At 61.4% G+C, this 13,790-nt stretch carries 11 protein-coding genes; 1 reads left to right on the forward strand and 10 read right to left on the reverse strand.

The genetic code is table 11. The features are described 5' to 3' along the window. Positions 1-92: 92 nt before the first annotated feature. From QZ190_RS14560 to QZ190_RS14570, 3 genes are all read right to left on the reverse strand, one after another. On the reverse strand, positions 93-2,189 hold the full coding sequence (locus QZ190_RS14560; protein ID WP_291917574.1) for an acetoacetate--CoA ligase: 2,097 nt from the start codon (positions 2,187-2,189) through the stop codon (positions 93-95). Between the two features lie 84 nt (positions 2,190-2,273). Further along, entirely contained in the window at positions 2,274-2,615 is a 342-nt protein-coding gene (locus QZ190_RS14565; RefSeq protein WP_291917576.1) for a hypothetical protein, read from the reverse strand. A 4-nt stretch (positions 2,616-2,619) separates the two neighbouring features. Then, a complete protein-coding gene (locus tag QZ190_RS14570) occupies positions 2,620-3,186 on the reverse strand; it encodes a cob(I)yrinic acid a,c-diamide adenosyltransferase (protein WP_291917578.1) in 567 nt (188 codons plus the stop codon). 199 nt (positions 3,187-3,385) lie between these two features. On the opposite strand from QZ190_RS14570, the gene QZ190_RS14575 reads away from it, so the two are divergent. Next, the gene (locus tag QZ190_RS14575; protein ID WP_291917581.1) at positions 3,386-4,813 is read left to right on the forward strand and encodes an FAD-linked oxidase C-terminal domain-containing protein; all 1,428 of its coding nucleotides are present in this window, start codon (positions 3,386-3,388) and stop codon (positions 4,811-4,813) included. A gap of 44 nt (positions 4,814-4,857) precedes the next feature. Here QZ190_RS14575 and QZ190_RS14580 read toward each other — a convergent pair whose 3' ends face one another. The 7 genes from QZ190_RS14580 to QZ190_RS14610 form a co-directional block, all read right to left on the reverse strand. Further along, positions 4,858-6,027: a benzoate/H(+) symporter BenE family transporter gene (locus QZ190_RS14580; RefSeq protein ID WP_291917584.1), complete on the reverse strand. Its 1,170-nt coding sequence runs from the start codon at positions 6,025-6,027 to the stop codon at positions 4,858-4,860. A 200-nt stretch (positions 6,028-6,227) separates the two neighbouring features. Then, positions 6,228-7,778 carry an indoleacetamide hydrolase gene (gene iaaH, locus QZ190_RS14585; protein ID WP_291917719.1) on the reverse strand — a complete coding sequence of 517 codons (1,551 nt, stop codon included), beginning with the start codon at positions 7,776-7,778 and terminating at the stop codon, positions 6,228-6,230. 156 nt (positions 7,779-7,934) lie between these two features. After that, positions 7,935-8,669, reverse strand: a complete 735-nt coding sequence (locus QZ190_RS14590) for a LuxR C-terminal-related transcriptional regulator (protein ID WP_291917587.1) — start codon at positions 8,667-8,669, stop codon at positions 7,935-7,937. 115 nt (positions 8,670-8,784) lie between these two features. Continuing rightward, positions 8,785-10,518 (reverse strand): ATP-binding protein, encoded by a 1,734-nt coding sequence (locus QZ190_RS14595; protein ID WP_291917590.1) that lies wholly within the window; start codon positions 10,516-10,518, stop codon positions 8,785-8,787. A 5-nt stretch (positions 10,519-10,523) separates the two neighbouring features. Next, on the reverse strand, positions 10,524-12,197 hold the full coding sequence (locus QZ190_RS14600) for an ATP-binding protein (RefSeq protein ID WP_291917593.1): 1,674 nt from the start codon (positions 12,195-12,197) through the stop codon (positions 10,524-10,526). 82 nt (positions 12,198-12,279) lie between these two features. After that, positions 12,280-13,197 (reverse strand): ParB/RepB/Spo0J family partition protein, encoded by a 918-nt coding sequence (locus tag QZ190_RS14605; RefSeq protein WP_291917596.1) that lies wholly within the window; start codon positions 13,195-13,197, stop codon positions 12,280-12,282. A 2-nt stretch (positions 13,198-13,199) separates the two neighbouring features. Next, a complete protein-coding gene (locus tag QZ190_RS14610) occupies positions 13,200-13,790 on the reverse strand; it encodes an alpha/beta hydrolase (RefSeq protein WP_291917598.1) in 591 nt (196 codons plus the stop codon).

Genomic DNA, 13,790 nt, shown 5'->3' on the forward strand with positions numbered 1-13,790 from the left:
CTTTTATTCATTTAACTGAATAAAAGTCGCATAAAACGCCTGTGGTGCACCCCAATGAGGACTTGGCGCTGCGCGCTCAATCGCGCGCCAACTCAGATTTTGGCCAAATGCCGCTTGGCCAGATCCACGTACCAGTCCAGGCACCCCGGATTGGCCATGGCGTCTTTGTTGACCACCTTTTCCAGCGGCTGACCCAGCATGAGTTTCTTGATCGGCAATTCCTGCTTTTTGCCCGACAGGGTGCGCGGGATCTCGGCGACCTGGAAAATTTCATTCGGGATGAAGCGCGGGCTGAGAGCCACCTTGATGGCGTTGTTGAGCTTGGCCTTGAGCGCGTCGTCGAGCGTGGTGCCGGGGCGCAGCACCACAAAGAGCGGCATGTAGCTTTCCTTGCCCAGATATTCCAGATCCACCACCATCGAGTCCATGACTTCGGGCAAGGCTTCGACGGCGCTGTACAGCTCGCTCGTGCCCATGCGCAAGCCATAACGGTTGATGGTCGCGTCGCTGCGGCCAAAGATCACGCAGCCTTCGCCCTCGCCTTGCGCGTTGCCGATGCGCAGCCAGTCGCCATGCCGCCAGACGCCGCCCATGCTGGCCGGGCCGTCGCCACCGCCGGGTTGGCGGCCGTGGCCTGCGGGGTACATCTCGAAATAGCTGGCCAGGTACCGGGCATTGTTCTGGTCACCCCAAAAGTACAGCGGCATGGACGGGATGGGCTGGGTGCAAACCAGCTCGCCCACTTCGCCCAGCACGGGCTCGCCCGCTTCGTTCCAGGCCTCGACCGCGCAGCCGAGTTCGCGGCACTGCATCACACCCGCCTCTTGCGGCAGCTCGCGGTGGCCGCCCACAAAGGCGCCCGCAAAGTCGGTGCCGCCCGAAATGTTGCACCACCAGATGTCGGTGCCTATGGCCTTGAACTGGTCCACACCCCAGGTTTGTGTGTCGGCCGACAAGGGCGAACCGGTGGTGCCCAAGGCCCGCACCCGCGACAAATCGCCACAACGCGAAATGTCCAAACCGGCTTTGTGGCAGTTGGCAAAGTAGGCCGCGCCCGCTCCAAAAAACGTGACGCGCTCTTGCGCCGCCATGCGCCACAAAATGCCCCAGTCGGGGTTGTCTTTGCTGCCGCCGGGGTTGCCGTCGTAGATCACGCAGGTCACGCCATTGAGCAGGCCCGCAACCTGCGCATTCCACATCACCCAGCCGGTGGAGCTGTACCAGTGAAAGCGCTCGCCCCAGCTGTTGGGCTGGTAGCTGCAGCCAATGTCGTTGTGCAAAATCTTGTTGGCCAAAGCCACGATCACCGTGCCGCCGTGGCCATGCACGATGGGCTTGGGCAGGCCAGTGGTGCCGCTGGAATAAACGATCCACAGCGGGTGGTCGAACGGCAGCCACATCGGCTCGAAGGCTTGCACCTGGGCGTCGTCGCGCGCGGTGATGCTGGACATCTGCACGCTGGCACCCACGGCGCAATGGGCCAGATCGAGTGTGCCCAGGTTGTCGTGCACGATGACGTGTTGCACGCTGGGCAGCGCGTCGCGCAGCTCCTGCACCACACCCATGCGGTCAAAGTCGCGCCCGCCGTAACTCACGCCGTCCACCGCGATCAGCACCTTGGGCTCGATCTGTTTGAAGCGGTCGAGCACGGCGTTGGTGCCCATGTCGGGGGCACAAATGCTCCACACACCACCCACGCTGGCGGTGGCCAAAAACGCCACCATGGATTCGGGAATATTGGGCAAGTAGGCCGCCACCCGATCCCCCGGCTGCACACCTTGGGCCTGCAAGTGCAGCGCCATCGCGGCGACCTGGCGGCGCAGCTCGGGCCAACTCATCTCGCGGCGCAGGCCTTTTTCGTTGTAGCTGACGACCGCCAAGAACCCCGCCTCGTGCGCGGGCTGCACATGGCGCAGCACCTGGTGCGCGTAATTGGTCTGGGCACCGGGGAACCACTTGGCCCCGGGCATCACGTTGTTCGCCAACACAGCGGTGTGTGGCGTAGGCGACTGGAAGTCGAAGTAATCCCAAATGCTTTGCCAAAAGGCGTCCAGTTCGGTCACCGACCAACGCCAGAGGTCGTTGTAGGTGGCAAAACTCAGGCCGCGTTCGTCGCGCAGCCAGTTTTGGTAGAGCCGAATTTGGGGCAGATGGGGTGCGGGCATGGCGGAGCGGGTCACGTTGTTCATGGTTTGCAGCGTAGCAGCGCCTGCGCTGCGCTGTCACGCGCAAGAACCCTGAAACATGCACCTAGGTGACAGGACGGGCTGCGCTCAGCCGGGCACCGTTTCGCAGCGGCCCTGGCCGGTGGCATGGCCCCGAAAATCGCTTTGCCATTGACGCGCGACCAGGTCAATCTGAATGCGCTCGTTGTCGAGCGCCGTCATCACGCCTTGGGGAATGAGTGAAAAACCATGGGGCTCCAAGCCATCGATGCGCAAACTGCGGATGGCTTTTTTGTCCCAATCGATGCGCACCTCGCGCACCCAAGTGCTGCGCTGCGGCAGGTAGGCCACGGCGCAACTGAGCACCACCGACGAAGGTGCCGCCACGGCGGGGCCCAGCGCGGCCAGGCACAAGGCCGCCCAAGCCACAGCACCCACAAACTTGCGCATGGTGTCAGGCCGCCGTGTCTTTGTTCATGCGCTGGCTTTTCCAGTACACATCGTCGCCGCCGTTCATGCGGTTGAGCACGCGGGCCAGCACAAACATCAGGTCGGACAGGCGGTTCAGGTATTGGCGCGGGGTTTCGTTGATGGCCTCTTCGTTGCCCAAGGCCACGCAGGCGCGCTCGGCGCGCCTGGCCACCGTGCGGCACACATGGGCTTGCGCCGCGCCACGGGTGCCTGCGGGCAAGATGAATTCTTCGAGCTTGGGCAACTGGGCGTTGTACTTTTCAAGGGCCACGTCCAAAGCCGCCACGGCCTCTTCTTTGAGCAGCTCAAAGCCGGGGATTGACAGCTCCCCGCCCAGATTGAACAGCTGGTGCTGTACTTCCACCAGCACCTCGCGCACGTCAGCGGCCATGTCTTCGCACAACAAGACGCCGATGTTGGAATTGAGTTCGTCCACCTCACCCATGGCGTGTACGCGCAGGCTGTTTTTGGACACGCGCTGGTTGTTGCCCAGGCCCGTGGTGCCGTTGTCCCCGGTGCGGGTGGCGATTTGTGTGAGTCGGTTGCCCATGGTGTTGCTCTCTTTTTTGTTCACTCTAAGGTGCAGGGTCTGAAGAAATCGCCCACCAAGGTGGGTTCCTGCAAAGATGGATGATTGTCGGCCAACTGGCTGCCCCTTGTCTGACAAAGGACAGCAAGGCCATTGTTTGCGGCGTAAACTGCGAATTCGCACGTCTGGCGGGCCCGGCCCGCCGCCACTGGAGACACCCATGAACGCCCCTATTGCCGCCGCCCACCTGGCCCCCGAAATTGCGCAACGCGCGGTGCCCGAAGCGTTTTTGGCGGCCCTGAAAGCCCGCTTTGGCGGCAACTGCTCTACTGCCCTCGTGGTGCGCGAGCAGCACGGCCGCGACGAGTCGGCCTTCACCCATGTGCCGCCACCGGCTGCGGTGGTATTTGCCGAAAACACCCAGGATGTGGCCGATGCGGTCAAGCTGTGCGCCGAGCACAAGGTGCCCGTGATTCCGTTTGGTGTGGGCTCTTCGCTCGAAGGCCATTTGTTGGCGGTGCAAGGCGGCATCAGCATTGACCTGATGCGCATGAACAAGGTGCTGGCCATCAACGCCGAGGACCTGACAGTGACGGTGCAGCCGGGCGTGACACGCAAGCAGCTCAACGAAGAGATCAAGTCGACCGGCTTGTTCTTCCCCATCGACCCGGGCGCGGACGCGACCATTGGCGGCATGAGCGCCACACGTGCCAGCGGCACCAACGCGGTGCGCTATGGCACCATGCGCGAGAACGTGCTGGCCATGGAAGTTGTGACCGCCCATGGTGAAGTGATCCGCACCGGCACCCGCGCCAAAAAGTCGAGCGCGGGTTACGACCTGACGCGCCTGATGGTGGGCAGCGAAGGCACGCTGGGCGTGATCACCGAAGTCACCGTGCGCCTGTACCCCTTGCCCGAAGCCATCTCGGCCGCCATTTGCTCATTCCCCAGCATCGAGGCGGCGGTGCGCACCGTCATCCAGACCATCCAGCTGGGCGTGCCGATCGCGCGGGTGGAATTGCTGGACCACAACAGCATTCGCATGGTCAACGCCTACGCCAAACTGGGCCTGCGCGAAGAGCCCATGCTGCTGATGGAGTTCCACGGCTCACCCGCAGGCGTGAAAGAGCAAGCCGAGACGGTGCAAGAGATCGCCAGCGAATTTGGTGGCAATTCGTTTGAATGGGCCACCACGCCCGAAGAGCGCACCCGCCTGTGGACCGCACGGCACAACGCCTACTTTGCCGCCATCCAAAGCAAGCCCGGCTGCCGCGCCATCAGCACCGACACCTGCGTGCCCATCAGCCGCTTGGCCGACTGCCTGCTCGACTCCATCACCGAAACCGATGCCAGCGGCATCCCCTACTTTTTGGTCGGCCATGTGGGCGACGGCAACTTCCACTTCGGCTATCTGATCGACCCGAACAACCCACAGGAATGCGAAACAGCTGAAGCTTTAAATCAGCAATTGGTCAGCCGCGCCCTGCGCCTGGGCGGCACCTGCACCGGCGAGCACGGCATCGGCCTGCACAAGATGGACTTCTTGCGCACCGAAACCGGCGAAGGCGCAGTCGACATGATGCGCACCATCAAGCGAGCGCTGGACCCGCACAACATCATGAACCCAGGGAAGATTTTCTCGATGTGAGGCCCAAGGGCCTTTCACGGAACTTTTCGCGCAGCAAAGCCGCTTCAGGCCTTGCGCGCAGACAAGGCCCACAGCGCCACGATCCCCACCAGCAGGCCCCAAAAAGCAGCCCCCACCCCCGCAATGCTCAGGCCCGAAAGGGTCACCAGAAAAGTCAGCAAAGCCGCATCGCGGTGGCCCTCGTCTTTCATGGCGGTTGACAGGCTCGACGCGATGGTACTGACCAAGGCCAATCCGGCAACGGCCAACACCAGTGCCTTGGGGAAGGCGGCCAGCAAACTGACAATGGAAGCGCCGGCCAAGCCCAAAAGAATGTAAAAAATGCCGGCCGCCGCAGAGGCCGTGTACCGGCGTGCGGGATCGGCATGGGCTTCACGGCCCATGCAAATGGCCGCCGTGATGGCGGCCAAATTGAGCGCATACCCGCCAAAAGGGGCCAACAGCAAGGTCACGCATCCGGTGGCCCCGATCACGGGCGAGATGGGCGTGTTGTAACCCGCACTGCGCTGCGCTGCCACGCCGGGCAAGTTTTGCGATGCCATGGTCACGATGAACAGCGGCAAGGCCACACTGACCATGGCGCCCCAACGCCACTCGGGTGACACCCACACCGGCGTGGCCCAAGCCCAGGCAATCTGGGCCGCATTCAATTGCCCCTGCAAGGCCGCCACCGCCATGCCGACTGCCAGCACACAAGGCACGGCCCAACGGGGAAAGAAGCGACGACCCAACAGATACGAGACCGCCATGCTGAGCACCAAAAACGGCGCTTGCCCGACAGCGCCCACCGCATCCAAAGCAAAGCGGGCCAAAACCCCCGCCAGCAAGGCACTGGCCAAAGCCAGGGGAATGCGTGCCATCCACCGCTCAAACAAACCGCTGTAACCCACCCCCATGATGAGCAAAGCACTCACGATGAAGGCCCCCGTCGCCTCGGGCAGGGTCACACCCTGCGTCACGGCCAACACCGCCGCACCGGGTGTTGACCAGGCCGTCAACACCGGTTGCCGGTACCAAAGACTCAGCACCAAGCTGGTGCCGCCCATGCCCAAACCCAGCGCCCACATCCAGGAAGCCGTTTGCGCTTCGTTGGCACCCAGGGCCTGTGCGGCCGAAAAAACAATGGCCGCCGAGCTGGTGAACCCCACCAACACAGCCACAAAGCCGGCAACGACCGTGGACAGCGAGACATCGCGCAGCCATTTATTCAACATGGGGTTTCTCACCGAGAGCCTTGTTCCAGGCGCGAAGATTTTTTGTCCTCGCGCGCCTGCCCGCCAGGCGCAGGGTTCTGCGGCAAGGCGGGCTTCGGTGGAGTATGGCACTGCGCGGCGCAACGTTTGAAGGCGAGCGCGAAAGCTGCTTCAAATGCTGCGCCAAGAGGCCCGTGCCTGGCAAACCCCTGCCCGTGAGGTCAGATCGCTGGTGCCTTGATCGAGCCCCAAACCGCCTCGATGCCCATGCCAATGGCCAGCAGATTGCTGTCCGAGCCCAGGGGGCCATCGATCTCCATGCCCACAGGCAAGCCGCCCGCCGTCAGACCCGCAGGGATCGACAGGCTGGGAATGCCGGCGTTGGTGCAAGGGTCGGTGTTGCGGATGCAAGTGCCAAAGGTGTCGCCCGTTTTCGCAACGCCACCGACGGTGTACCTGACTTCGCTGGAACCTTTGGCTGCATCGATCTTGGGCGCCGCCAAAAGGGTCGTTGGGAACAAAACACACTCCACGCCAGCCGCAGCAAAGTAGTCTTTGTAGAGTTTTTGCAGTTGCGCGCGGCCCCCTGTCGTGGGGACCATGGCCGCGTCATAAGCGGCGGCAAACACATCTCCCGCAATCGCGCCAAAAGCGCCTTGCACGTCAGGGCTGGCCAAACCGGCCTGCACTTGAGCAACGGTGGTCACGGGCGCACTGTTGGCGCTCAAATAGGCAGGAATCGCAGCAACGGGTTCGTGCAATGCAATCGGGAAAGAGACCGTGTCGTTGAGTGCCATGATGCCGGTCAAGTCGGCCTCGACAAACACCACGCCCGCATCTGCCAGCTTTTTCTTGGCGGCCTCAGCCACCGTCTTCACGCTGTCTTCCAGATCCGCCCAAAAGGCGGCGGGAATGCCCATTTTCAAACCCTTCAGTGCTTTGGCCGTGGGGACGGCGCTGCCCGTAATGACCGCATCGAGCAAGGCAATGTCTGCAACGGTGCGGCCCATGGGGCCCACGGTGTCTCGCGTGGTGCTGATCGGCAAGGCGTCTGTCGCAGTGTCCAGGTAGCGGCGACCTTGGCCAGCGCCATCGCCCACCGAAGGGCGAAAACCCGCAATGCCGCAAAAGGATGCCGGAACGCGTGTCGAGCCCCCCGTGTCAGTGCCCAAACCTGCTGGCGCAAAGCGTGCGGCAACCGCAATGGCTGTGCCACCCGATGAACCGCCGGGAATGCGGCTGGTGTCGTACGGATTTTTGCCCGGGCGGGTGGCTTCTTTGGTGATCGGGTCAATGCCCAGTGTGAAGTTCGTGGTGGTGATGCCAAAGGCCCACTCATGCAGGTTGGACTTGCCCAAGACGATAGCGCCAGCGTCAATCAGTTTTTGAACAGAAGGGGCGTTGGTTTTGGGCTGGAAGTTGCGCAGCGACGAGGTGCCGCCCGTGGTTTTCATGCCTTTGGTGTTGATGTTGTCCTTGACCACAATCGGCAAACCCGCCAACACGCCCAATGATTTGCCTGCAGCGCGGTCGGCATCGACCTGTTTGGCCGCAGCCAGGGCACCGGCTTCGTCGATGCTGATCATGCCGTTGAGGTCCGACAAGGATTTGGCCCGGTTGATCAAATTGGTGACATACGCCGTGGCCGTCAGGCTGCCCGCTTTGTAAGCGGCCAGCGCCTGTGTCGCAGTCAGCGCCAATTGCTCGTCTGCGGTCAACGCCGCGACGCCACCGCTGCCGCCACAGGCGCTCAAGCCCGTGCCGCCCATCATGGCGGCAGCTGAAACAGCACCTGTGTTCTTGAAAAATTGTCGACGTGATGTAGGGGTTGTCATGAGGGTCTCCTTGGATGTTTCAACGCCCGAATCGGCGTTCTAGACATGCTAGGAAGACCCGCAGCAGGCCACCATCCTCAAGAATCAGGAGGATCAAGCCCGCAATTTGTGCACCAGTGCTGCGCGGTTGTTGACGCCGACTTTGCGGAAGGCGTTTTCCAAATGTGTGCGCACCGTGGTGGTTGAAATCTGCAACTCCCGCGCGATTTCCTTGTCGGGCATACCCAGCATCACCAGGCGTGCCGTGTCCTGCTCGCGGGCCGTCAAGCGCTGCGAAAGGGTGTTCATGTGAAGACCCTCTGAATGGTTGGTTTTTTGGGCTCTGGCCAATGCCGTGATGAAGGCGGGCTGGAGCATGTCCAGCAAACGCAACTCATCCAGCGAAAAGTTTTCATGCCGCTTGTCGCGCCAGATGCGCATGTCGCCAAGATTTTGCCCCTGGTGCCAGGCGTAAAGGTTCACCCCCCAATACAGCCCGTCCTTGTTCAAAAAGTCATTGAAGAATTCCGTCTTTTTCAAGGTTTCATGGGGCAATATGTCCGTTGCGCGCACGGCAACTTGGTAGCGCTGCATGTGGGGCGTGATGGGGTCGCGAAACTGGTAATAACTTTCATAGGCGCGCAGGTTCACAGGATCCATATGGATTTGTGTTGGCCGCGCAAAACTCTGCTTGTCCTCTTGCCAGACATAACTCGCATAGAACTGGGCATTGAGCAGTTGAATGACCAGGTGGCCCATGATTTCACGTATCTCCGCTTCCTCATGTGGCTCGGCCAGTGTCTGCATGATCTGGCCCAGCAAAACCGTTTGCTTTCCACTGAGATACATGCTTGCTCCTTGGGAACTTGTGGGTTTGAGGGTGGATTAGAAAGGGATCCGGGCCATATCCCAAGCGGGTTTATCCCATCCTTGAAATCAAGGACCCTGGTTCACATCTGCCGATTCAACGCACCAACAACTGCTCGATGCGCTCGCACAATGGCGCAGATTCAAACGGCTTGAGCATCACGCCGCTCAGCCCCGCCGATTTGAAGCGCTCCAGGTCCAAGGGGTTGACGTTGGCGGTCAGGCCCAGCACGGGCACCTGCCGGATACGGTCCGTGCTGTCCTGTCGGATGAGCCGCGTGGCGTCGATGCCGTCCATGACCGGCATGACCATGTCCATGAACACCAGGTCCACCGCGTGCTCGCGCAAAACGTCCAAGGTCTTTTGTCCGTCCACCGCCTCCAGCACTTGGCTGTGAGGCCAGGCGTTTTGCAACACCTGTTTGAGCAGCAAGCGGTTGACCGGGTGGTCGTCGGCCACCAGGAATGTCCAGGCCCGGCTGGCGCTTTGCAGCTGGTGCTGGTGCTGCTCGGACGACTTGGCTGGCGCAGCCGCAGCGGCCAAAGGCAGGTGCAACCAAAAGCGCGATCCTTGACCGGGCTCGCTTTCAAAACCGATTTGACCCCCGAGCAATTGGGCCAGTTTCTGTGAAATGGCCAAACCCAGGCCATTGCCGCCGTACAAGGTTTGTGTGTCGTTTTCGGCCTGGGTGAAGCGTTTGAAGATCTGGTCTTGCCGCTCTTTGGCAATGCCGATGCCCGTGTCCTGCACCGAAAACTCCACCCCAGGATCGGTCCAGCGCACTTGCAAGACCACCGAGCCCTGGTGCGTGAACTTGAGCGCGTTGCCGAGCAAATTGACCAGCACCTGCATCAGGCGATGGCGGTCGGTGTGCACCCAGACGGGCAAGGCCGGATCCAGCACCAGGCGGTAATCCAGGGCCATGCTTTCCACGCGGGGCTTGAACAATTCAAACGCATGTTCGGCGGTGTGGCGCAGCTCGAAGGTTTCGGGCTGGATGACCAATTGACCCGACTGCAGTTGCGAGTAGTCCAGGATGTCGTTGATCACCGTCATCAGGTGGTCGGCCGACTGGCGGGTGTGGTTGAGCACCTTGAGCGCTTCGGGCTTGCCTTGCACCTGGGCCAGCAACAAGGCGTTGAAGCCCAAAATGGCGTTCATGGGCGTGCGCAGCTCATGGCTCACGGTGGCGATGAAGTGCTCGCGCATGGCCGAGGTGTGTTCAAGTTCCTCGCGCCGGGCCTCCAGTTCGCGCTGGTGCTTGCGGCTTTCTTCCAGGGCCTGGCGGTACATGTGGTCGTACATCAAGGGCACCACAATCAGCACGCACGTCACCAGGGTGTAGGTCAAGAAAGACGAGGGCACATGCGCCATGCCCGTCTCGAAGGATTGAATCCAGCCCAGCTGGTTGGACACGACCATGATGAGTTGCAACAGCATCACGGCCAGGAGCCAGAAAATGCCGGCTCGGCGGCCAATCACATAAAAAGGGGTCAGGGGCAAAATCAGCATCCAGGCCAGCCGTGGTGAATGGACGCCCCCGGTGGCCCAGGCTGCGTAGAACAAAATCAAGGCCCCAAAGCCCGTGCCCAAATGCGTCGCCCAGTTCAGGGAAAAACCCTGGTTGATCAAGACCAGCAGCACCAACAGACAAAACGCAAAACTGCTGAACATCACGTTGGCGTACGGATAGGGGCTGACCACGGCGTAGGTCAACAGCACAGCGATCACCACCGCCACAAAAAAGAACACATAGGGCATCTTGCCCTGCTGAAAGCGCTCGGGCAAACGCGCGGCCATGCGCGGCATTGCAGCACGAATCCAGGCCATGCTCTTCACAGCTTGCCCTCCCGCGCCAAACGAATGTATTGACCCACCGTGCGTACCAGCATCGCTGTGTCCATGGGCTTGTGCAACACCTCGTTCATGCCAGCGGCCAGGCAGCGCTCGCGGTCCACGGGGTTGGTGTTGGCCGTGAGCGCCAAGATGGGCATACGGGCCGCGATGGCTGGAAACTGTTGGCGAACTTGCCGTGTGACCTGCATGCCGTCCATGTCCGGCATGACCATGTCAATCAGGGCCACATCGAACAATTGCTGGTCGATCAGGCTCAGCGCTTGGGCACCGCTGTCCACTGTGGTGATCTGCGCCTTCGGCCAGCATTTTTGCAATTGCAACTGCGCCACCATCAGGTTGACCTTGTTGTCGTCCACCACCAGGATGCTCAGGGCTTCGTCGCTCAAGTTGTCATCGGTCAAAGCCGCAAGTGGGTCAGCGCTGTGCGCGGCCTGCAAGGGGATCTCCAACCAGAAACAAGCGCCCCGCCCTTCCTGGCTGTCCACCCCGATCTGGCCGCCATGCAGCGTCACCAATTTTTCGCACAAGGTCAAACCCAAGCCTGTTCCGCCATACGCTCGGTTGGTTTGCACGTCGGCGTGTTCGAAGCGCCGGAAAATATGAACCTGCCGTTCACGGGGAATGCCGCGTCCGGAGTCCTGCACCTCAAAACGGATCGTCCCTGCTCGGCCCATCATGCGCACCGTCACCGAACCCTGTTGGGTGAATTTAACGGCGTTGTCGACCAGGTTGTTCAGGATTTGCAGCAACCGGTTCTCGTCTCCGTGCACCCGCGCAGGCAAGTCGGCGTCCCGCTCAAAATGCAAGGCCAAGCCTTTGTGTTGTGATTTTTCTTCATGGCGTTCCTGCAACCTGTCCTGCAGGGTCTGCAGCGAAAAGTCCACCCGGTTCAGGCGCAGTTTGCCGGCCTGCAGCTGAGAAAAATCCAGGATGTCGTTGACCACCTGGAGCAAATGCTCGGTCGAGCGGCGAATGTGGCCGACCACCGCCAAGGGTTCGGGCTCGTCGGCCAACTCCCGGCGCAGCACGCCGTTGAAGCCCAAAATCCCATTCATCGGCGTGCGCAGCTCGTGCCCAACGGCGGCCACAAACTCATCCTTGTGCGCCTGCGCCCGGATCAGGGCCTCGTGCGTGGCCTTGAGTTCATCGTTGCGCTGGTTGAGTTTGCGCAGCTGCACCTTATGCAGATGCTCATAAATGCGCACCCCCATCATCAGGTTCAAAAGCGCCAACACATGGTTCAAATAAGCCCAGGTCACGACCGACGAGGACACACGGACGTGGCTGTCCACAACACCCCACCAAGTCATCAAGGTCAAACCCAGAATCGCCATCAGCATGATGCCAATCCAGACCAGGGTGGCCGCACGCCCCAGCATCAACAAAACCGGCACCGACAACACGTTGAGCCACACCACGGCGGTGGAGTTGATGCCGCCCGTGTGCATGGCCGTGTAAACCGTCAGCAGCACCGTGAGCGCCGTCACGGCGTGCACAAGGTGCTCAAAAATAACCCGAATGCGGACCACGGCAAGCAAGCACAGCGCCAACACCGACACCACCAGATTGGCCTGCGCCACCGGCTCAAGCGGCGTGAACACATAGCCAAAAAAGGTCGTCACGCTCACCAGCATCAAATAGATGGTGAGCATTTCCTGACGCAAAAAACCGTCCGGGCGAAACAGGCTTCGCCAAACGGTTCGGGACCATTTTTGAGCCAGTGCCAACAAGCGCTCAGCCTCGCAACTTGTCAATCAGGCCATTGAGCTCATCGAGCGAACCAAACTGGATGCTCAGCTCGCCCATCTCTTCCATCTTTCCCAGGCGCTTGACGCGTTTTTTGACGCGCACCTCGACCTCGGCCATGAGCAGGTCCGACAGCTCTTCTTCCACCCGGCGGATGTCGCGGGACTTTTCTTTTTTGGGCTTTTGCGTGACCAGGTTGAACTCGGCCCCCAGCTTTTTGGCCAGGCTTTCGGCCTCGCGCACCGACAGCTTTTTGGCCGCAATTTGGTTGGCCGCCGTGATCTGGGCGGCTTTATCGAGCGACAACAGGGCACGGGCGTGGCCCATGTCCAGGTCACCGGCCATGAGCATGCTTTGCACCGGGTCGGCCAGATTCAACAAACGCAGCAGGTTGCTGGCTGCGCTGCGGGAGCGGCCAACCGCCTGCGCCGCTGTTTCGTGAGTGAGCCCAAACTCTTTGATCAAGCGTTGCAGGCCTTGGGCTTCTTCCAGCGGGTTGAGGTCTTCGCGCTGGATGTTCTCGATGAGCGCCATGGCCGCAGCCGCCTCATTGGGCACATCACGCACCAAAACAGGCACGGCATCCAAGCCCGCCAAGCGCGAAGCACGGAAGCGCCGCTCGCCCGCGATGATTTCGTATTTGCCCGCGTTGGGGCCGTCGTGCAACTGGCGCACCAAAATCGGCTGCATGATGCCCTGCGCCTTGATGGACTCGGCCAATTCGTACAAAGCGCCCTCGTCCATGCGGGTGCGAGGCTGGTACATGCCTGCGACCATTTGGTCGAGCTTGAGCTGGCTGGGCAAGCCGCTTTCGGCATAAGAAGCCGTGTCCGGCGCATCTTCCACTTTGGGGCCCAACAAGGCCTCCAGTCCGCGGCCGAGACCTTTGGGTTTTTTGGTAACCATGTTCAATCCTTGAGTAATGTTTGCAGCAGTGCGTGGCCGCCTGGCCAATCGCCCAGCGATGAATCGGCGTTGATGTGCCCGGCAGCGCCCAAGCCCACCCAACGGGCAGACCAGTCGCGGGCCAGTTGCTGCGCACGCTCGGCGCTGCAATACGGGTCGTTGTCACTGCCCACCAAGATGCTGCGAAAAGGCAGCGGCCGCCTTTCGATGGGCAACCAGCCCGGCAGGGCTTCTTGCATGGCGGGCAACGCCACATCGCCCGGCGCGACCAGCAGGGCGCCCCGCACCTTGGCGGTGTGTCGCGAAAAGACCGCCCAAGCAGACACCAAAATGCAGCCCAGGCTGTGCGCCACCAGCACCACCGGCCCCGGCGCGTCGATCACCACCTCGTCCAGACGCGCCAGCCAGTCACCCCGCCGTGGCCGCATCCAGTCGTTTTGCTCGACCACGCTGTAACCGTGCACCTTTGCCCATCGCATTTGCCAGTGGTCTGGGCCGCTGCCTTGCCAACCGGGCAACAGCAAGACCGTCAGGTCTTGGCCGAAGGCCGCGCCGGGCCCTTCAGCCTGGACTGCGCCAAAGGATTCGGTCAT

The organism is Limnohabitans sp. (assembly GCF_017848645.1).
Classification (GTDB): Bacteria; Pseudomonadota; Gammaproteobacteria; order Burkholderiales; family Burkholderiaceae_C; genus Limnohabitans_A.

Bases quoted from the DNA above. Each gene is read 5' to 3' on its own strand.
- QZ190_RS14570 (WP_291917578.1), bottom strand. From the start codon at position 3,186: ATGGGCAACCGACTCACACAAATCGCCACCCGCACCGGGGACAACGGC.
- QZ190_RS14565 (WP_291917576.1), bottom strand. From the start codon at position 2,615: ATGCGCAAGTTTGTGGGTGCTGTGGCTTGGGCGGCCTTGTGCCTGGCC.
- QZ190_RS14610 (WP_291917598.1), bottom strand. From the start codon at position 13,790: ATGACCGAATCCTTTGGCGCAGTCCAGGCTGAAGGGCCCGGCGCGGCC.
- QZ190_RS14580 (WP_291917584.1), bottom strand. From the start codon at position 6,027: ATGTTGAATAAATGGCTGCGCGATGTCTCGCTGTCCACGGTCGTTGCC.
- QZ190_RS14575 (WP_291917581.1), top strand. From the start codon at position 3,386: ATGAACGCCCCTATTGCCGCCGCCCACCTGGCCCCCGAAATTGCGCAA.
- QZ190_RS14595 (WP_291917590.1), bottom strand. From the start codon at position 10,518: ATGGCCTGGATTCGTGCTGCAATGCCGCGCATGGCCGCGCGTTTGCCC.
- QZ190_RS14600 (WP_291917593.1), bottom strand. From the start codon at position 12,197: ATGCTCACCATCTATTTGATGCTGGTGAGCGTGACGACCTTTTTTGGC.
- iaaH (WP_291917719.1), bottom strand. From the start codon at position 7,778: ATGATGGGCGGCACGGGCTTGAGCGCCTGTGGCGGCAGCGGTGGCGTC.
- QZ190_RS14590 (WP_291917587.1), bottom strand. From the start codon at position 8,669: ATGTATCTCAGTGGAAAGCAAACGGTTTTGCTGGGCCAGATCATGCAG.
- QZ190_RS14560 (WP_291917574.1), bottom strand. From the start codon at position 2,189: ATGAACAACGTGACCCGCTCCGCCATGCCCGCACCCCATCTGCCCCAA.
- QZ190_RS14605 (WP_291917596.1), bottom strand. From the start codon at position 13,197: ATGGTTACCAAAAAACCCAAAGGTCTCGGCCGCGGACTGGAGGCCTTG.